The sequence below is a fragment of the Latilactobacillus sp. genome, assembly GCF_033176295.1.
In the GTDB taxonomy this organism is placed as follows: Bacteria; Bacillota; Bacilli; order Lactobacillales; family Lactobacillaceae; genus Latilactobacillus; species Latilactobacillus sakei.
Genome location: NZ_JAMQEX010000021.1, coordinates 1 through 20603 on the forward strand (window position 1 = coordinate 1; position 20603 = coordinate 20603).

At 38.8% G+C, this 20603-nt stretch carries 14 protein-coding genes; 10 read left to right on the forward strand and 4 right to left on the reverse strand.

The annotated features are described in order from the left end of the window. Positions 1-119: 119 nt before the first annotated feature. The 3 genes from NDN60_RS09110 to NDN60_RS09120 all read left to right on the forward strand — a co-directional run bounded on the left by NDN60_RS09110 (position 120) and on the right by NDN60_RS09120 (position 5743). Positions 120-1172 (forward strand): DUF916 and DUF3324 domain-containing protein, encoded by a 1053-nt coding sequence (locus tag NDN60_RS09110; RefSeq protein WP_082268381.1) that lies wholly within the window; start codon positions 120-122, stop codon positions 1170-1172. A gap of 55 nt (positions 1173-1227) precedes the next feature. Then, entirely contained in the window at positions 1228-3837 is a 2610-nt protein-coding gene (locus NDN60_RS09115) for a hypothetical protein (protein WP_099947776.1), read from the forward strand. 313 nt (positions 3838-4150) lie between these two features. Beyond that, positions 4151-5743 carry a helix-turn-helix domain-containing protein gene (locus tag NDN60_RS09120; protein WP_016265750.1) on the forward strand — a complete coding sequence of 531 codons (1593 nt, stop codon included), beginning with the start codon at positions 4151-4153 and terminating at the stop codon, positions 5741-5743. 67 nt (positions 5744-5810) lie between these two features. Here the strand turns inward: NDN60_RS09120 and NDN60_RS09125 are convergent, their stop codons facing one another. Continuing rightward, positions 5811-6473 (reverse strand): deoxynucleoside kinase, encoded by a 663-nt coding sequence (locus NDN60_RS09125; protein WP_016265749.1) that lies wholly within the window; start codon positions 6471-6473, stop codon positions 5811-5813. Between the two features lie 208 nt (positions 6474-6681). On the opposite strand from NDN60_RS09125, the gene NDN60_RS09130 reads away from it, so the two are divergent. From NDN60_RS09130 to NDN60_RS09150, 5 genes are all read left to right on the forward strand, one after another. Next, positions 6682-8259, forward strand: a complete 1578-nt coding sequence (locus tag NDN60_RS09130) for a helix-turn-helix domain-containing protein (protein WP_099947775.1) — start codon at positions 6682-6684, stop codon at positions 8257-8259. A gap of 299 nt (positions 8260-8558) precedes the next feature. Continuing rightward, positions 8559-9839 (forward strand): serine--tRNA ligase, encoded by a 1281-nt coding sequence (gene serS, locus NDN60_RS09135; protein WP_099947774.1) that lies wholly within the window; start codon positions 8559-8561, stop codon positions 9837-9839. A gap of 313 nt (positions 9840-10152) precedes the next feature. Then, on the forward strand, positions 10153-11022 hold the full coding sequence (locus NDN60_RS09140; protein WP_025016184.1) for an ABC transporter ATP-binding protein: 870 nt from the start codon (positions 10153-10155) through the stop codon (positions 11020-11022). Positions 11023-11034: 12 nt separating this feature from the next. Beyond that, positions 11035-11769: an ABC transporter permease gene (locus NDN60_RS09145; RefSeq protein ID WP_025016185.1), complete on the forward strand. Its 735-nt coding sequence runs from the start codon at positions 11035-11037 to the stop codon at positions 11767-11769. 202 nt (positions 11770-11971) lie between these two features. Beyond that, entirely contained in the window at positions 11972-15136 is a 3165-nt protein-coding gene (locus tag NDN60_RS09150; RefSeq protein WP_442911463.1) for a YhgE/Pip family protein, read from the forward strand. Positions 15137-15193: 57 nt separating this feature from the next. On the opposite strand, the gene NDN60_RS09155 is transcribed toward NDN60_RS09150, so the two are convergent. Then, entirely contained in the window at positions 15194-15913 is a 720-nt protein-coding gene (locus NDN60_RS09155) for a GntR family transcriptional regulator (RefSeq protein WP_011375481.1), read from the reverse strand. 166 nt (positions 15914-16079) lie between these two features. Then, positions 16080-16811: an SDR family oxidoreductase gene (locus tag NDN60_RS09160; protein WP_056946924.1), complete on the reverse strand. Its 732-nt coding sequence runs from the start codon at positions 16809-16811 to the stop codon at positions 16080-16082. Between the two features lie 79 nt (positions 16812-16890). On the opposite strand from NDN60_RS09160, the gene NDN60_RS09165 reads away from it, so the two are divergent. Further along, on the forward strand, positions 16891-17337 hold the full coding sequence (locus NDN60_RS09165; RefSeq protein WP_011375479.1) for a MerR family transcriptional regulator: 447 nt from the start codon (positions 16891-16893) through the stop codon (positions 17335-17337). Between the two features lie 24 nt (positions 17338-17361). On the opposite strand, the gene NDN60_RS09170 is transcribed toward NDN60_RS09165, so the two are convergent. Continuing rightward, positions 17362-18225 (reverse strand): helix-turn-helix transcriptional regulator, encoded by an 864-nt coding sequence (locus NDN60_RS09170; RefSeq protein ID WP_056946922.1) that lies wholly within the window; start codon positions 18223-18225, stop codon positions 17362-17364. Positions 18226-18316: 91 nt separating this feature from the next. On the opposite strand from NDN60_RS09170, the gene NDN60_RS09175 reads away from it, so the two are divergent. Next, positions 18317-20491, forward strand: a complete 2175-nt coding sequence (locus tag NDN60_RS09175; protein WP_056946919.1) for an alpha-galactosidase — start codon at positions 18317-18319, stop codon at positions 20489-20491. Positions 20492-20603 lie beyond the last annotated feature (112 nt).

The following is a 20603-nucleotide window of genomic DNA, read 5'->3' on the forward strand; positions in this document are numbered from 1 at the left end:
GTGTAGGAACATCAATGATAACAGAGATTTGTCTTGGTGTTTTTTATTTTATCAATTAGCTAAAAGTATTTGGCTAACTTGATTATAAAACGCGCGCTTTTTTTCGTGAAGGAGAGCGCATGAAAAAATTACACATACTAATGTTGTCATTAATAGGATTATTCTTGCTACCATTGATTATGGATATGCAAACGGTCCAGGCAGCCGGTGCTGGCTTTACAGTAAGTGCTAATATTCCCGATAATCAATATAACGAGGCATTATCTAGTTTTGATTTAGTTATGAAGCCAAATCAAACCGAAACATTATCAGTGGTGATTGAAAATCTAGAAGATAATACAAAAACGATTAGCGCCGCAGCTAATACTGGTTATACAACTGATTCAGGAACAGAGGCCTTTGATAAGCATAACCCTGGGAAATCATCACAGGCGGAATATCAATTTAGTCAGCTTTTTGATCAACCACAAATGATTACTTTGAAACCTAAAGAAACGAAAACAGTTAATTTTAAGGTAAAGATGCCAGATCAACTCTATGCAGGCGTTCTAAAGGGTGCGCTGTATTTTAAAGATACAAAGGCAGGTAGTACGCAAGGAACAGACCAACAAGGTTTTAGTGTAAAAAATTATTATGCAATGGCGATAGGTGTAGTGTTAAGAGAACATCCTAATATACATACACCGGCAAATCTGAAACTGCGGCGGATTCGGGTTAGTGAAACAAACTATCTGCATGAGCCTGCCGTATTAGCTAAGTTGGAAAATGTACGAGCAGCAACACCAGGTGCGATGACTATCAATGCTAAAGTGTCGAAACATAAAGGCTCTAAGACACTATTTGGCTATCAACGTGAGGGTATCACGATGGCGACAAACTCTAGCTTTGAATATGGGATTCCGCTTGGTGATAGCTGGATTAATCATGGGAAGTATCACTTGCATTTAGTTGCGAAATCCAGTCAAAAAACTTGGGTTTTCGATCGTGATTTTGAAATCAGTGTTAACCAAGCAATGCAAATGAACCGAAAGAATAAAAATCTATGGTGGATTTGGTTAATCATTATACTAATTATTATTTTCATCATCCTATTAATTACAACGTATTACTTAGGGTATCGTCGTCGTAAGAAGCAAGATGAAAAGCAAATCAAAGAACTAGAAAAACAATAACTCGGGGGTGCCTTCTAGCGCTTAATGGGGAAGTTAGGACTGGGGGCCAACATATATGACAAAAAGAAAATATGGTTTAATCGCGTTAGTAATTGGTTGTTTTGCAACGATAAGTTTTGTTAACCATCAAAATGTTCAGGCAACTGGGACGGTGATTAAGAATAAGTCGCGAATTGATACGGAATATCCATTAAGTGGCGCCTCAAATTTTATGATGGTCGCGGGGAATCAGTTTGTTCAATCTGAATCTCCATTCAGTGGTCGAATTATGGCGAATTCAGTTATTTTGAAGAAGCAGTGGATTGGTCCATCAGGATTTAACGGTTCAACTGAATCGAGTACGAATACAGCATATGATAACTATTTTAAGAATTTAAAAAATCCAGCAGTCATTATTAATGATTTCACAAAAGGGAATGAAAAAATATATGATAAAACTGAAGGAATGAAAAATTTAGTTTTTCATTTAGGTGGTATGTGGCAAAATCCGCTAGTTGAAGATGGTCTTTCTAAAAATACTGAGTTTGCAACTGATACATCGAAAGCCGATGCTGAAGCAGCATACCCTGGAATGTCGGTTTCGCTTTCTGGTTTTAGCAAAGGGCAACAAGGGACTTTTGAAGGTCTTTGGAAGAATAAAATGGTAGAAGGTATAAACGGTAATTTAGCTAAACTACCACAGTATGTTGATAACGGGGTTAATAAGTACGAAACAAGTGGGGGTTCAACAGCAACAGATTATAGTTTACAGCAGAATATTCAGGATGTGAGTCAATTTTATGCTAACTTACTCCCAGAAAATGCTGGTTTTTGGTCTAGTACGGATGAAATTATGGATTTAAAACAAACAAATCCAATTAATAATGAGAATAAAGTATCAAGACCAGTATCTAATCCGTTCTATATTACTGATCCGTGGCCTGAGGTTACAGATGTGATTATCAATATTGTTGCTAAAGCGGATGATCCAACTGTGAGTGCCGAAACAAGAGAAAAAACTAAGCCATATACTACAGAAGTTGATGGTAAGAAGCCGATTGTTGCGGTTTCGATTGATCGAGATAGATTAACAGAGAATTATAAAAAAGCTAAGCACATGAATATTCAGTTTCACTTTTCTGATAGTTTCTATAAAGATGATGGGAAAACATTAGATTCAGAAAAAATACCATACATTGTTATTAATTATAAAAACTTTAATGATAAAAGATTTGATTTCCAACCGGGAGATGGGTTTTATATCGGGAGTGTTGATAACTTTAAATATCCGTTGAATGAAACAGATGTTGGTGAACCGGGATACGTTAATAGTATTGCTAAAGAGGTTGGGGGTGCATCTGATGAAGATTGGAGTAATCCAAATGTTCTAAAATTTGGTTCGCATTTACTGAATAATTTTACAGACACGTACGATGCTGACAACTACCCAGAATCATTTAATCAAGATAAACAGGATAATTCAGGTTTAACGGCACAAACCGCTGCAGTTAGTTATACCAGCCGTAGTCCAGGGACGATGCTATTTGGTACGATGTTAATCCCGCATGGGTCTTATTATGCCGGAAGTTCCACTCATGGTCTTTATATTGGTGGTGTTGTTGCGGCGAATAATATTACGTTGGATAATGCGATTATATCCCCAGAGCATGATAAGTCTGTTTTTGGTAATAACCAAGAATTTCCGGATTTAAATGATGGGGGGGATGCAAAAAAAGTCACTATCGATTCCATCGATTTAAATGATCCGGGTAGTAAGAATTCTCAATCGCTTAAGAGTGGTGGGACGGCTAAGTTTGATTATGCTGATGGGGCTTTGAAGCCTGCACCTAGTCTAGGGATTACAGGGGAGTTAAAGCTATCGAATGTACCTAACAGCTATGGCTTATATTATCGGTATAACAGTAACGGTAATAACGATAAAGGTGAGTGGCATCGTTATTCCAGCGGTACTCAAACTGAGACCTCTGTAGAGCTAGATCAAGAAAGTTTATTGGCTGATTTAAATAATCAGACTAAGGCGACAGCGGGGACCATGAAAACTGAGGCGCAGAAGATTAGCTATCCACTCACTAAAACTAGCGGGATTGAATTTGCAACAACGGCGGATGCCAAGGAGGCAACAATTGCTGCGGATAAGATTGAAACCACTGCGACGTTTAAATTCACGTTACAGATTGATGCGTCTCTCGAAGTGACTGTCCCTGCTAAAATATCATTTGGCACGGATATTTTGGGTAATTCTTCTGGTGAATCAACAAGAACGGTTGCTATCAACGAGATTCAATTGACCCAAAAAACAGTCGCAGATACCGGAACACCGGAAGAACCAAGGGTAGTTGTTTATAATCCGTTATTAAGCGGATTTAACCTAAAATTAGCCTATTTAGACGCGAATGCGACAAGTCAAAATCCGTTTTATATTACTAATAATTTTAAATATAATATCAATACCGCAGCACCAGTGCCACTAGCGCCAGATAAAAGCGATGGTGAGTGGATTGATGGAATATTGAAGCGTGACACGACAGCGCAAAGTCTAGAAACACGGATGGGGGATAATCCCCTTAAGGAGAGCTCACTACAGCTTCATTTACCGTATAGAAATGATTATCAGATTTCAACAGATCCTTACGAAGCGCCGATGGGGTGGCAGCTGACACTTTAGAAAATTTTTAATCAGAACTTAGCAAAATCTAATAATGATGCTAAGTTCTTTTTTTGTTTCGTTTTTAACATTTAACGCCTAAAAAATAACGGGATGAGATTAATAATTATTTAACATAGCTCAATGTTAATAATCAATACTATGTATATTATTATAATATTCTAAAATATTATTTATGATTATAATGTTTAATTGCATTTGATAAGGGTATAGTAGAACTGCGGTAATAAAAGGATTCAAATTAATATAAAATTAATTCTAGCTCATCAGTCATTTTAAATGATAGTTAGTTTGGACTGGAGGTGCTACTTAGATGAATACGAACAGTATTTATTTGACGCTAGCTGAGAAAGAAAAGTACGCATTATTCTTGGATATTACTAACGTTAAGTGGGATGAACTGCCCGTTAAGAAACGAATTAGTATGGCCAGACAGGTTGATTACCTGATTGATGATGTGAATTTAAAACAGGTTGCGGCGCTCTTAGATCGCAACTACGGTAGTTTATATAATATGTACATGAGCATGGTGGGCGATCTGCAGGCGGTCTTAGGGACCGATACTGATGATGCTCGGCAGCTCTTTAAGGTACCGAGTGACGCCTATCATTTTTATATGGTTAAAAATTCGGATGTTTATGATTTTGTCCAAATTTTATTACATGGTGGTAACGTGTCGTTCCAATCATTTTGGGAGAAGCACAAGAGTAGTAAGGCAACCGTCTTGCGGCACTTGAAACAGGTACGGGATTTAATTCGAGCCTTTAATGTACGGATTGCGTATGATCCAATTCACTTAGAAGGTGATGAAAAGGCGATTCGGATTGCGCTGGTGACCTTATATTGGCTTGCGGCTGGTGGACATACATGGGTTTTTGATGACGTTGACCAACAAATGGCGCATGATGCGTTTGATTGTGCAGTTAAGGCCTATCAACTAGAAGAGCCTAACTTATTAACGCGTGAAATTGGCACCTATATGATCGCGATTTCTTATTATAGAGTGATGCAAGGAAAGATTATTGAAGAAGACGATCGGATGTCGTTGATTCGTTATCCATATCCTGATTTGACTAATACTTATCTGGTTGCTGATTTTACGGAAGATTCAATTAATTTACGGGCAACATTGGCGCAATTATCACCTGCACAGTGTCGTGCTGAGTCGGCCGGGTTGTATTTTGTAATGAAATACGGACCAATGCCGCTAAAATCGAAAGAACAGTTTGATATTACTGAATGTATGGTTTATGAACGTTATGTACCAGAAGTTTATCATTTTGTTCGTCATTTTTTGGAACGGACGCCAATTGATATTCAGCGCTATTTGAAGATATCAGATAAAGTCTATCACGAGTTACAAAATGCCTTATTTGTGGTCACAACTAATATTCATGTGTTAGGTAATGATATGACTTCCGTAGCATCACATCAATTAATGGAACGCTTAAAATTATTGCGGCCCAATGAACGATTACGGGCTGGCGTTAGTCAGACAGTCGATTATCTCTTATCTGAACCAGAATTTCGATTATTTGAACCTAATCGAGATGCGCTTGTGAAAGCGTACTATAACTTGATGCGACAATTAATTCAACAGTATCGTCCGGCTAACCGTGTGAAGGTTGCTTTAGTGGTTGAACAAGATTATTTAGGTTATATGGATGTCTTGGCGGCATTGGATAACATTCAATACGTTGATGTCAGCACTAGTGATGAAGCCTTACGGGATGCCGATTTAGTGGTTACTACGGCCAGCATCACCTTACCAGATTATACCAATCCAGAAGCAGTGCCGTTTGTTTGGCGGTTGAATGCTAATAGTGATCATTACGCTCGTTTATACGGGATTGTTCACGAATTATGGATTCAAAAATCACACTTAGAAAAATCTGAGCTCAATTGATAACGTACACATTTGTATGCAAAAAAGGCCTGGATAATAATTTATCCAGGCCTTTTTTAAATCAGATTTAGATTGCTTTAGATTGTTGTTCGTTTAATTCTTTAACTCGTTGGTCGATCATATCGATGACTTTTTTACGATCAGCTTCGTTTTCAACGAAGTCTAATACGTCGCCGTCGATTTGCATCTTAGGACTTTCATCATAAGCGTCGTACCAAGCGTCATAACGGCTGTTTAATTCCTTGTAATAGTCGTAGAGGGTTGGATCGGCTTCTAATTGTTCATAAGAACGACCACGTTTTTGAATCCGTGAGAGCATTGTTTCGAAACTAACGCGGACATGGATTAATAAATCAGGACGTTTCTTGTGGGCGGCAAATGGTAATTCTTGCATCATGTTGGCTAACAATTCGTCGTAAACGCGCACTTCAGTTGCTGTGGCACGACCGAGATCAGCGTTCAAGTGGAAGAGTAATGAATCTTCGAAGATTGAGCGATCCAAGATGTTGTTATCATCTGTGTAAGCTTGCTTGATACTATCAAATCGTTTATTTAAGAAATAGATTTGGAGTAAAAAAGCGTATTTTGTAGGATCTTTATAAAATAAAGGTAATACTTCGTTATCATCAACGGATTCGTAAAAAGCTTCCGTTCCTAAATGATCAGATAAATATTTTGTTAAACTAGTTTTTCCTGCACCAATTGTGCCAGCAAGTACGAGCAATGTCATCAGTCTCCCTCTTTTGACTATAAAATGTGTTTTGAATGTTATTGATATACAACATGTGGTGTTTCATCACCAAACGTCACTTAAATATTCTAGCATTTTTAGCGCAAAAAGCAACGCTTGTTTATCAAGGGGAGGTATGGTTTCATTGCGAAGTCATTAATGGTAAAATAAATTGCCCATTATAGATACTTTCCGGGAGGTTAGTCAGTTGAATAGAAATGACAGTGTTTTTTTAACACAGGCTGAAAATGATAAATATGGTCTGTTGTTGGATATCGCGAGCTTGAAGCGGGATGAATTACCCGTCAAAAAAAGAATTGCATTATCTCGAAAAAATGAACCATTAGTCGACGACGTTAATTTAAAACAGGTCGCCGCCTTATTAAACCGGACTTATGGTAGTCTATATAATACCTATATGAGTATCGTCGCTGATTTAAAAGAAGTTATCGGCGAAGACACTGAAGATATTCAAAGATTATTTAGTGTCCCACTAGATGCCTATCACTATCATTTAGTGGATCAATCAGATGTTTTTGATTTTGTAAACATCTTGTTGAAAGGTGAAGAAGTGAAGTTCGAAGAATTTTGGACATCACACGATATCAGCAAAGCAACCGCATTGCGGCATTTGAAAGGTGTTCGGGATTTAATCCGGTCATTTGATATTCGCATGTATTACGATCCAATTCGCCTAGAAGGTGATGAGAATAAGATTCGCTTAGTCCTCATCATTTTATTCTGGCTAGCGACTGATGGGCACACATGGCCATTTGAAACGATTGATCGATTGGATGCTTTAAAGGCGTTTGATTTAGCAATCGAACGGTTCCAATTGGCAAAACCAAATGTTTTAACCCGCGAATTAGGTGCATACTTAGTTGTGACAATGTACTATCGGATTGCGCAGCGGCACTATATTCAAGGACCTACCGAAGAAAATTTATTGCGGTACCCAGTCCCCAATATGATTAAAACGTATATTAACCAACCGTTCATTGGGCCAGCGTTAATTATTAAAAATGCAATGGCTCAGATGACGATGGAAGAAGCAATGGCTGAATCTTTTAACCTTTATGACTTGATGAACTTTGGGCCCATCTTGTTACAAGGGAATAATCAGTATATGCCATCTTATGAAGATCGCTATGAACGTTATATTCCTAAGACCCATAAATTCGTAATGGATTTCATGGCTAAGGTGCCAATTAATCTTGAAGAACATTTGAACCTGGATGAAGAAGATTATCAAGGATTAGTTCAGACATTAATGGCCACTGTCATGACAATCTATATGTTTAAACAAGATGTGATGTCGATTATGGCGAACCATTTAATGGACGATTACACACGCTTGAGGGATAACCCCGTTTTAAAACAAGATATTGAAGATACGGTCGATTACTTACTCTTAGACAAGCAATTAGATTTTATCAGCGATTTACGCGATCAAATTGTTAGCGGGCTTTATAATGTCTTACGGCAAGTTGTTCAACGGGTAGCACCTACTAACCCGGTGAAGGTCGTCTTAGTATCAGAACAATCATTCTTAGGTTATTTTGATTTAATGATGGCTTTGAAGAATATTCGTTATGTGACAGTGACGCACGACGATGCTGATTTGGCTGATGCCGATCTAGTCATCACAACGTCAAGTATCTCGTTAGCCAATAAGGTTAACCCGAATGCAGTGATGTTTAAGTGGAATCAAAATGCGGATAGTGACCATTATGGGCGTTTATATGGCTTATTAAGAGAGCTTTGGTTACAAAAGTCAGCCGATTAAGATTGAATTTAATAGCCAAATGGGTTATTCTTAATGCAAGAGAAAAACACGTGAATAAGCGCCTATATGGATTGACAGAGAGATACCGGTTGGTGGAAGGTATTGAATCCAGTATTCCAGCGTAATAGTGGGTAGTGAATAACTACACGGCACCTGACCGTTATCAGCAATGAAGGGCACTGGTTATTTGGTAATCAGTGAACTTGGGTGGTACCGCGAATGTGAAGTCTTTTCGTCCCAATTTAGGGGATGAGAAGGCTTTTTTTGTTGATTATTATCTATAAAAAGGAGAGAGTGCTATGTTAGATATCAGAGTAATTCGGGAAAATGTCCAATGGGCAAAGGATAAATTAGCGACTCGCGGTATTGATGCTGCAGAAATCGACGAGGTAGTTGCCTTAGATGAAAAACGCCGCGCTTTAATCGTCCAAACTGAAGAATTGAAGAAAAACAGAAACGCTGCTTCAGAAGCAATCGCTGTTGCTAAACGCAATAAAGAAGATGCAACTGAACAAATCGCTGCTATGAAGAACGTCGGTGCAGAAATTAAAGAATTAGATGCACAATTAGCTGAAGTGAAGGAAAAAGTAGACTATATCTTGGTTCGCTTACCTAACTTCCCTGATGACTCAGCACCAGTTGGTTTGGATGAAAGCTTCAGCCGTGAAGAACGTAAATGGTCAACACCCCGTGAATTTGATTTCGAACCATTAGCACACTGGGATATCGGTGAAAAACTTGGTATTTTAGATTTCGAACGTGCTGCTAAAGTTTCAGGCAGCCGTTTCGTTTATTACAAGGGTGCTGGTGCACGTCTTGAACGGGCCGTTTATAACTTTATGTTAGATCAACATGCCAAAGAAGGTTATGAAGAAATGATTACACCATACTTGGTTAACGGCGAATCAATGTTTGGGACTGGCCAATTTCCTAAGTTTACGGAAGATGTTTACACAATGACTAACGAAGGCGAACCAATGACCTTGATTCCAACCGCCGAAGTGCCATTGACAAACTTCTACCGTGATGAAATCTTAGATGGCGCACAATTACCAATCTACTTCACTGCCTTATCACCAGCCTTCCGTTCAGAAGCTGGGAGTGCCGGCCGTGATACTCGTGGATTAATCCGGATGCACCAATTTAACAAAGTTGAAATGGTGAAATTCACAAAGCCTGAAGAATCATTTAATGAATTAGAAAAAATGACTAACGATGCTGAAAATATCTTAAAAGCATTGAACTTGCCATACCATGTCATTACTTTGGCAACAGGCGATGCCAGCTTCACATCAGCTAAGACTTATGATATTGAAGTTTGGTTACCTGCTCAAAATACTTACCGTGAAATCTCAAGCTGTTCAGATTGTACCGACTTCCAAGCACGTCGCGCCCAAATTCGTTACCGTGACGAAGATGGCCACGTGAACTTGGTCCACACATTGAACGGTTCAGGTTTAGCGGTTGGCCGGACAGTTGCTGCTATTTTGGAAAACTACCAAAATGAAGACGGCAGTGTCACAATCCCAGAAGCATTGGTACCATACATGGGCGGCATGACAAAAATAGAGCGCGTTTAGGATAAGTGTGCGTTTAAGTCTGGGTAGGCCCTGAGCATTAACACAGCTCAGTGAATAACCGACAGCATCGGTTATTTGCGGAGCAGGGTTAAGCGGAAGGGACTAGACTTAAAAAGCACGTTTAGGATAGAGTGTGAAACCAACCGCAAGGATATGGTTGGTAGAACACGTTCAGAGCGCGTTTAATATATTCACAAAAAAACGTCTAACAATCGGTTTATTGTTAGGTGTTTTTTAATTAAATTTAGTTAATCTTTACCGCTTTAAGGGTCCAAACCCTTATAATGGGGACTATTAGTTAAGGAGGAATACAATGCAAATTGAAATTAACAATCTTGTCGTAACGTATAAAAATAATGTTGCACTGGATTTAAAAAACTTAACCATTCCAAATGGCGGTGCTTACGGCATTGTTGGTCATAATGGCGCTGGTAAAACGACGTTATTTAAGAGCTTAACCAATATCATTACGAATTATTCGGGTGAAATTCAAATTGATGGTCAAAACGTCCGCGATAATCCGGCTATTTTAAATCGGGTGGGGATTGTTTTAGACGGCATGTCTGTTTACATGAATCAAACCGGCTGGTTTAACTTGGCCTATTTTAGTGGCTTACGGGGTGAATTTAACCGCGAACAAGCACGCACATTAGCGGCTGAAATTGGCATTGAAGCTGTCTTAAATCAAAAAGTTAAAACTTATTCTTACGGGATGAAGAAGAAATTAATCTTATTAATCGCGTTATTGCACCAACCGGAACTACTTATCTTAGATGAACCTTTTAGAGGTCTAGACTTAGACACGGTACAATGGTTCAAGACTTACCTCCAAAAATTAATTAGCGAAGGATCAATGACCTTGCTCATCTCAAGTCACGTTCAAAGTGATATTGAAATGTTCTGTAAGTCAGTATTTGTGATTGATCACGGTCAATTGCGTGAAACGATTGATTTAGCGACCGAAAGTGACAAGAAACTACGGGTGGTCAACACGACTGATAATGCAAAAGTTCAAGCGATTTTAACCGAAATGGCTTATGAACATGAAGTGTTAGCCGATGGTCGGATTCAATTATCGATTAAAGATCCTAAGTGGCGAGAAGTCCAAATGAAATTAATTGATGCTGAGATCGAAATCAATGAAATTGGCGTACTAAGTGCATTAGACAATAAATTAAATTAAGGAAGTGATTAGATGACGATCCAACGAATTGTAAAAATGGAATTCTTCAAATTTTTCCATGAAAAAGTATATATGTTAGTTTTTGGGATTATTGCGGTGCTCAATATTATTTTTACCTTGGTATTGGCAAACGCACAATCACTACCAGCTGAGTTATATGGCAATAAAACTTTTGGTTCATTTATGATTATTAGTATCATGTTGTTGATAGCCGCCAATTTCATCTTATTATATTGGTATCCGTTCCACGTTTTATCGGTCGATTATAATAATGATGTTTTGGCCTTGATGATGGCTTCTGGGATTAAACGGAAACATTTATTCTACGCCAAATTAATTGTAACGATTTGCTTATCAATGTTAGCCGCAGTTGTCCTTTTATTAATACCAGGAACATTGCTAGTCGTTGAATTGAATAAGAATATTGGGATGCTGCAACTCGTCTTCTCGTCATTCATGAATAATTTCTCTTGGTATTATTTGATTGATCTTATTCTAGCCTATATCACAACGGTGACATTGATGTTGTTGGCCTGCACTTGGATGCGAGGGGCAAAAAAAGCCATTTTGGTTTTCATCGGTCTTACTTGGGTTTATCGGATCATAACGTCATTTGCATTGCTTGTAATTCCAACGATTGATGTAAACGAAATGGGCCATTATCTAGCGATTTACGGCATTCAAATCATCGCGATGATTCTCTTTGGATATATCACACAAAGAATTATGGCTAAGCAAAATTTATAGAAGAACCCATATTATAGGAAGTAATTAGTGTGCTAAAGCGTTCTAGGATAACCTGGAACGCTTTTTTTGTGACTAATGTTTGATTGATTAATGCATAAGGGTTGAAATTTTCATGAAAAAAGGTTAAACTAGTTCAGTTATCGTGGATATTGAATGTAATTGATTATACATCAAAATTAAGTAAGGAGTTTTACAGATGAAGATGATTCAAAATGAATTTAAGTTCATTGCCAAGAATAAAATCATCATGATTTCGTTAATCGCAATCATGTTTATTCCGTTCTTGTACAGTGTCTTTTTCCTGAAATCTGTCTGGGATCCTTACGGTAGTACTGGTGAATTACCAGTCGCTGTCGTAAATAATGATCAACCAGCAACTTATAACGGTGAAACGTTGAGTGCTGGTAAAGACATGGTTAAGGAATTAAAGAAGAACGACCAATTAGGTTGGCGTTTCGTTTCGGCCAAGAAGGCTAAACAAGGTTTGAAGGACAAAGAATACTATACAGTCGTTACTTTACCTAAGAACTTTTCAGCAAACGCCGCAACAGTTTTGGATAAGAATCCTAAAAAGATGCAAATCCAATATGAAACAAACGATTCATTGAACTTCATCGGTGAAGTTATCAGTGAAATGGGTGCCAAGGAATTGAACGCCCAAGTACGTGAAACAGTAACAAAGGCTTATGCTCAAGTTATGTTCAAACAAGTTAAAACAGCTGGTAAAGGCTTCAGCACAGCCGCTTCAGGGGCTAAGAAGTTAACAAAGGGTTCAGTCACACTTTCAGATGGCTTGAACACTTATACAGCTGGTGTTGATAAGGTCAACGATGGCGTCATGACAATGAAAACTAGCGTGACACCTTTATCAGATGGTATTCAAAAATTAGCAGCCGGTTCAGGGGCCTTAAACACAGGTCTACAAACATTGAACAGCAAAACAGGCGCATTAGCCTCAGGTGCTAGCCAATTGAACAGCGGTGCCAACCAATTGAACACAGGTCTACAAACATTGAACAGTAAGACAGGCGCATTAGCTTCAGGCGCAAGCCAATTGAACAACGGTGCCGGTCAATTAAACACAGGTTTACAAACGTTAAATAGTAAAACAGGTGCGTTGGCTTCAGGTGCTAAAGATTTAAATGACGGTGCTGGTCAATTAAACACAGGTTTACAAACGTTAAATGATGGTACCGGACAATTAGCCGGTGGCGTTACAAAATTAAAGAGTGGATTAAATGCCTTAGATAGTAATAGTGATCAGTTAGTTGCTGGTGCTGGTAAAGTAAATGGCGGCGTTGATCAGTTAATCGATGGTAGTCAACAATTAAGTGGCGCCTTATCTGCTGCTGCTAATATGATTGATGATCAGTTAGATAGTAAATCAGAAAAGTTAGATTTATTGAAATCAAGCATGGGCGAATTACAGACTGGTGTTGAGAAACTTAACGCGGGGATAAATAGTCCACAAGCAGATGCAATTTCAAAACAAGTAACAACGGACTTAACGGCAGTAGCAACTGATGCTACAAGTACAGGACAATCATTACAACAAATTAATAGTAAACTATATGATAAAAATGTAAGTACAAGTGCAGCTAGTCAAGTTGCTAACACTGGTGCGCAATTACAAGCTATTACAGAAGTAGTTTCTGATCCACAAATTAAAGCAGCATTATCAAAAGATCCAGCTTTAGCACAGAAACTAAATAATGCACTTCAAAGTGCGGGGACTAGTGTTACTGCTACAGCTAATCAACTTGCCTCATCTGGTGCAGATTTAAATACGATTAAAACTAATACTGAAGATACTGGTGTACATCTAAAATCAGTTCAAACGCAGATGACTAACTTAATGACAAGTCTTCAAGCATTGAAAAAAGGTGTAAATGAATTATATGTTGCAGCACCTCAACTTAAATCGGGCGTAGATCAAGCAATTGATGAATTAACAGGTGGTTTAAAAACTGTTAGCGCACGTTTAACTAAAACTAGTGATAAACCTTCAGATATGGGGGCTATCCAAGCAACAGATACTATCAATGCAGGCTTAAGACAAATTAAATTAGGCCTTGTTGGGACTCCGAGTCAACTAGGCTTAATTCCAGGATTAAGCGCCTATACAGCTGGCGTATCAAAAGCAAGTGATGGGACAAACGAGTTAAATAGTAAGGTACCAGCGTTGACAAGCGGTGTTGGTCAATTAGCAACAGGTTCAAAAGCCTTGTATGCTGGTACAACACAACTAAACGGTCAAGTGCCACAATTGACAAGCGGTGTTGGTCAATTAGCAACAGGTTCAAAAGCCTTGTATGCTGGTACAACGCAATTAAACGGTCAAGTACCACAATTGACAAGCGGTGTTGGTCAATTAGCTGCTGGTTCAAAACAATTAGCAACTGGTACTGGTCAATTGAATAGCCAAGTACCACAATTAACAAGTGGTGTTAGTCAATTGGCAACAGGTTCTGAAACATTGAACGGTGGTCTTGGTCAATTAAACGCTAAGATCCCAACGTTAACGAGTGGTGTTGGTCAATTAGCCGATGGTACAAGTCAATTAGCTGCTAACTCAGCTAAGTTAAACGACGGTGCTGGTCAGTTAACTGATGGTAACAAGACCTTAGCAACTGCCCTTAAGGGTGGTGCAAAACAAGTTAACGATATCCAATTAACGAATAAGACAGCGGATATGTTCGCTGCACCTGCTGAATTGAAACACTCAAACTATAGCTATGTCCCTAACTACGGTCATGCTTTAGCACCATACGTGCTTTCATTAGCCTTATTCGTTGGGGCAATCGTCTTCAACTTTGCTTTCCCAATTCGGAAAGTTTCAATGACTGGTCAATCAGCAACAGCTTGGTACTTAAGTAAGATTTCTGTCGGCGCCTTAGTTGCTGTTGGCATGGCAATCATCGAACCTGGTTTGATGATGATCGCAGGGTTAAATGTTGATCATCCTGCCCAATTCTTCTTAGTATCAATTATGTTCTCATTGACGTCGATGGCGATCATCATGTTCTTATCGATGACGTTCGATAATCCTGGTCGTTTCTTGGCCATGGTTCTCTTGATGCTCCAATTAGGTGGTTCAGGTGGGACATTCCCAATGGAAATTACAAACCACTTCTACAACGTGATCCATCCATTCTTACCAATGACTTACTCAATCCTAGGCTTCAGACAAGCAATTACATCTGGTTTAGGTAACGGTCAAGTGCTACAAACAGTCTTCACGTTACTACTATTTATGGTAGTCGCATTGATCCTATTGTGGTTCGGTATGAATCATTTACAAAAAATCGGTAATGGCGGTCGTTCAGTATTAGATGACAACCAAAAATTACAAGATCTTGAAAAATAAAGCACTATAAAAAAGAAGCCCTTATCAATGCGATAAGGGCTTCTTTTTGTGTTGTAATTAGCAGTTATTGACGTCCAAGTAAGTATAACCGCGGCGGTCGTAGCGGTTACGACTCCGGGAATACTCAATCGGTTGACCACTATCGAGATAGACCACTTGTTCGACTTCTAAAACCGGATCAGTAGGCGCACATTCGAGATATTCTTGATCATATTTATCAGCTTTGTCGGCTTGAATATTTCGGAAAGCACCCGCAAAAGTTAAGTGAAGGTCTTTCTTCAAATAACTGTAAATGGAATTTTCTAGAATTTCATCTGTTAAACCCGGTGCTAGGTTAACGGGCATGTATGTATGTTCAAGGACGCTGTTGACGCCATCGACAATCCGTAAGCGAATGATTTCGTAAACCGGTTGTTGTGCATTCAAGGTAAGGCGTTCCTTAACTTCTGGTGAGGGGAAGGTGACTTTGAAGGTAATAACCTTACTGGTGAGGGTTTGATTGGCATCAGCTAAATCAAAGGACATCCCCCGATATTGATCGGCTGGTGCAGTATTTTTATTCCAAAAAGAATGGTCCAGTACTTTGGTGCCAGCGCCACGACGAGCAAAAACGAGCCCTTCCATGGTGAGAATCGTAATGGCCTTTTTAACCGTCATGCGACTAGCATCGAATTCTTCGACAAGTTCAACCTGATTAGGTAGCAACGAATTAGCAGGATAAATTCCTTGCTTAATCCGCTGGCGAAGTGTGTCGGCGATCTCTTCATATTTTGGCAAAAGTAATACTCCGCTTTCTATAGTCTAGTTTAGAGGAAATAGCGACGTAAAACAATCTTTAGTTTGCAAGTGTAACATATTGTCAAATACGTGGGGCGGTCATCGGCAAGTATAAAAAAAGCGTGCTATGCCAAAAGTAACTTTGGCATAGCACGCTTTAGAAAAATTAGTTATCTTGACGTGTTGCTGCGATATCGAGTTCACGAATATTAACCGCTTGTGGCATGTCGTAAATAAATTTAACGGATTCGGCCACGTGAACTGGGTCTAAAGTAATGCCACCCATGCTATCTTTCCAAGCCTGATAGTCTGTTAAGGCACCTTGATCAGTGACGTGGGTTAGTAATTCTGTCTCAGCAGCGCCCGGGGCGATCATTGAAATCCGAACGTTTTGGCCCGAGACTTCTTCACGGATGGTTTCGCTTAGACCGTGAACGCCAAATTTAGAAGCGACATAGGCAGCATGGTTTACGAAAGTCTTACGACCAGCTAATGAAGACATGTTGATGATTGTCCCATGTTGGTGTTCAATCATGGCAGGTAATACAATTTGCGTGCCGTTTAGAACGCCCATGACGTTCGTGTCAAGCATTGTTTGCCATTCCTTGGCGTCTTGGGTCAAGACATTCCCTAGTAACATAACACCAGCATTATTGACCAGTAAGTCGGTCGGCCCGAATTTCGCTTCTGCTTTTTGAATCGCAGTTTTAAATTCCGCTTGATTAGTGACGTCGACTGATTCGATTAAGACGTTTTCAAAGGTTAAAGGTAAGTTAGCGATTTTATCAGCCCGTCTACCAAGTAGTAATTCTGGATAGCCAGCAGTATTAAAAATTTTAGCGATTTCGGCGCCAAATCCTGAGCTAGCGCCTGTAATAACGATTAATGGTTTATTCATAGTGGTCAAAACCTGCTTTCTATATTATGCTATATAAAAAGCATACCACCTGGAGTTAGCTCCAGGTCAAGGAGAAATAATGACAACTTATTTAATTGGTGAGATTGCAACTAAAATGGGCGTTTCGGTTGATACGCTCCGCTATTATGACAAGGAAGGGTTATTGCCGTTTGCTAAACGAAACGCGGCTGGCCGCCGAATTTTTACGGATGACGATTTAGGTTACGTCGAAGTGATCGACTGTTTGAAAAAATCGGCCATTCCGATTAAAGAAATTGGCCAGTTTATTGACTGGTGTATGGTGGGCGATGAAACGCTACCTGATCGTTACGATTTTATGGTCGAACACGAACGTCAGTTGGAAGCCAAAATTAAGGCATTAGAAACGAACTTAGCTTTCTTACGGTGGAAGAAGTGGTATTACCATCAAGCCAGAGAGGCAGGCACAGAAGCGATTCATTTCATTCCGGGCACAACGCAGGTTGACCCTAAGAGACATGAGGAATATGAACTAACGCTAAAATAATTAAGTTTATTAATAAGCGCAGATCTAGTTATTAAAATAATGAACACTACTATCGTGCAATGTATTTTCTTGAGCAAATTTTAGAGGAGAATACATTGTTTTTTTATGGAAAACTTTGGTGAAGTAATTGGCTGACTGAAAGCCACACTTTTGCGCAACTGTTTTGACGGTTAATTCGGGATGCTCGATGAGTAGACGCATTGCTTTTTTTATACGTAAATCAATTAGGTATTGCTTTGGTGATTGTTGGTAGTAATATTTAAAGACTTTAATGAGTGTGTATTTTGATTTATTAAAAATATCAGCCGCATCTTCTAATGAAATGTCCTGATCGTAGTGGATATCTAGCCACTGACGGTAATGGCTTAACCATTCTGGATATTTATCTTGAGCCGATTGGTGAGTATGTTGACTAATTCGTAAGAGATCAAAGAAAAATTGTGCTGATCGACTTGTATTTTCGAAATAATCACTAAACGTATTTTGGAGACCTATTTGATTTAACGCTAGACAATTTTTAACGAATACGGGATGTTCCTTAAAGTTCAGTATGGGCGTATCTTGTGTCATTTGGTGCCATTGATCAATAAAATGTGGTGAGAATTCCAAGTAGATAAATTGCCAATTTATACTATCTGGCGCTAATGAATAAATCTGGTTACCAGGAATTGTCGCTAAAAAGGCGTCACCGGGTTTTAGGGTGTAATGACTATCGCCAATTTGTAAATGACCTTGTCCTTTAATTGTATATTGAAAAAGGCAATAGTTCCCAGTTCTTTGGCGACAGTCCCAATAATAATTTGCAGTGACAGTTTCATTTCCGCCACCGATTAAATGAAAGTACTGTGTGTGATCATAGTGCAGCTGAAAAGAATGATTAAGCCCCAATTTATTACCCTCCCATTAAATTTGTTACTCTTGTTGTGGATTAGTATTCATTTTATTATAGAATAAATAAGTGGAAATAGGATGTGATAAAATGATTAGTTTTGATGAAAAAAAGGCAATATTTTACCTAGATAATGGGCGTATCAGTATGGTCTTAGCAATCGTTCAACAAAAATATGTAATTCATCGCTATTTTGGTGCTCATATTCGTCAGTATCATGAAAGTAACACTATCCGGTTTACGGACCGTGGATTAGCTGTTAATCCATCGACGGATCGAACGGTTTCGTTAGGTGAGTTACCACTGATTTGTCCAACACGAGATACGGGTGATTATCGAATCCCTGCTTTAACAATTCAACAAGCTAGTCACAATAACCACCTTGACCTAGAATATCGTGATTACCAAATAATTACTGGGAAGCCCAAGTTAAGTGACTTGCCGGCAACTTATGTTGTTAGTGACGATGATGCACAAACACTCCGGATTAATTTGGAGGATTTGAAAGCCGGTGTGCGGGTAGCGATGTATTATACAATCTTTAAGGATTTAGATATTATCGCAATGCATCAAGAAGTGACGAATGTTGGACAACGAGCAATTACAATTCAGAATTGTCAAAGCTTATCAATCGATTTTACACCTCAAAAGCTATCCTGGTTATCATTGTACGGGGCACATATTAATGAAGCTAATCGCAATCAACATCCTATTTATCCAGGCATTCAAAAAATAGAAAGTGTTCGTGGGGCAAGTAGTCCGCAACACCAACCTTTTTTTGCACTTTTATCACCTAAAACAACAGAATATACTGGTGTGGTTTATGGATTTCATTTGGTCTATAGTGGTAATTTCATGGGACAAGTCGAGCAAGATCAATACGGTAATATTCGCGCACAGCTAGGCTTGAATACAGATACATTTGATTGGCGCTTAGCACCGAATGAAACATTTGTGGCACCAGAAGCTATCATGAATTATAGTACGGCTGGTTTAAACGGAATGAGTCAGAATTTTCATCAATTATATCAGGATCATTTAGTACCGCGACGTTTTAGCCACCAGGAACGGCCAATTTTAATTAATACTTGGGAAGCAATGTATTTTGCGATTGACGCTGCTAAATGTGAAGCATTGGCGCAAGAAGCGACTGATGTTGGTATCGAACTATTTGTTTTGGATGATGGGTGGTTTGTTGGTCGTAATGATGATACGACATCTTTGGGAGACTGGTCGGTTGATCAGACTAAATTACCACATGGAATTGGACAGTTAGCGGATACGATTAAGCAACATGGCTTGTTATTTGGACTGTGGTTTGAACCTGAGATGATTTCACGGAAAAGTAATCTATATCGTCAGCATCCAGATTGGTGTTTACATGTTCCAAATTACGAACCGATGGAAGGTAGAAATCAATTAGTGTTAGATTTGACACGCCCAGCGGTTCAAGATTATCTAATACAAATGCTGAGACAACATCTTAGTACTGGAAAAATAGATTATATTAAATGGGATATGAATCGACATATGTCAGATGTTTATAGTACGGCAGTCGATGATAGTCAACAAGGTGAGGTTTGGCACCGATATATTTTAGGCTTATATCATGTGTTAGAAGTGATTACGAATGAGTTCCCAACAGTATTATTTGAAGGTTGTTCAAGCGGAGGTGGGCGGTTTGATCCGGGCATGCTATATTACATGCCACAGACCTGGACGAGTGATAATACAGATGCACCAAGCAGAGTTGTTATCCAAGATGGCTATAGCCTACTATACCCACCAATTACGATGGCTGCACATGTGAGTGCAGTTCCTAATCATCAAGTAGGTAGAACAACAGATATACAGACGAGGTTTGATATTGCGAGGTTTGGGAATCTAGGCTATGAACTTGATTTAACGCAATTAAGTGCTGATGAGAAACAACAGATTAAACAACAAACCAAAATTGCAAAAAAAGAACGGCAATTAACTCAATTTGGTCGGTTCTATCGCTTAGTTGTTACAGATGATAACTACACTGCTTGGTTGATCATCAATGAAAATCGTAGTGAATTTAATGTGTTGATTTACAGTGAACTAGCACAAGCAGCACCGCATTATCCGGTATTTAAATTAAATTATTTAGATCCTAATAAGGTATATCAGTCTGATTCAGGTGAACAATATGGTGGGGACGAGTTAATGAATGTTGGATTAACGTTACCTCGAAATAAGACCGATTTTCATACAGTTGTCTATCATTTTAAGTCTTGTTAGTAAATAAAAAAGACGCGCGTTTTATAATCAAGTTAGCCAAATACTTTTAGCTAATTGATAAAATAAAAAACACCAAGACAAATCTCTGTTATCATTGATGTTCCTACACAAA

What these genes read in the sequence shown, in the direction of transcription:
- NDN60_RS09110 (WP_082268381.1), top strand. Translation starts at nt 120, where the DNA reads ATGAAAAAATTACACATACTAATGTTGTCATTAATAGGATTATTCTTG.
- NDN60_RS09115 (WP_099947776.1), top strand. Translation starts at nt 1,228, where the DNA reads ATGACAAAAAGAAAATATGGTTTAATCGCGTTAGTAATTGGTTGTTTT.
- NDN60_RS09120 (WP_016265750.1), top strand. Translation starts at nt 4,151, where the DNA reads ATGAATACGAACAGTATTTATTTGACGCTAGCTGAGAAAGAAAAGTAC.
- NDN60_RS09125 (WP_016265749.1), bottom strand. Translation starts at nt 6,473, where the DNA reads ATGACATTGCTCGTACTTGCTGGCACAATTGGTGCAGGAAAAACTAGT.
- serS (WP_099947774.1), top strand. Translation starts at nt 8,559, where the DNA reads ATGTTAGATATCAGAGTAATTCGGGAAAATGTCCAATGGGCAAAGGAT.
- NDN60_RS09140 (WP_025016184.1), top strand. Translation starts at nt 10,153, where the DNA reads ATGCAAATTGAAATTAACAATCTTGTCGTAACGTATAAAAATAATGTT.
- NDN60_RS09145 (WP_025016185.1), top strand. Translation starts at nt 11,035, where the DNA reads ATGACGATCCAACGAATTGTAAAAATGGAATTCTTCAAATTTTTCCAT.
- NDN60_RS09150 (WP_442911463.1), top strand. Translation starts at nt 11,972, where the DNA reads ATGATTCAAAATGAATTTAAGTTCATTGCCAAGAATAAAATCATCATG.
- NDN60_RS09160 (WP_056946924.1), bottom strand. Translation starts at nt 16,811, where the DNA reads ATGAATAAACCATTAATCGTTATTACAGGCGCTAGCTCAGGATTTGGC.
- NDN60_RS09165 (WP_011375479.1), top strand. Translation starts at nt 16,891, where the DNA reads ATGACAACTTATTTAATTGGTGAGATTGCAACTAAAATGGGCGTTTCG.
- NDN60_RS09175 (WP_056946919.1), top strand. Translation starts at nt 18,317, where the DNA reads ATGATTAGTTTTGATGAAAAAAAGGCAATATTTTACCTAGATAATGGG.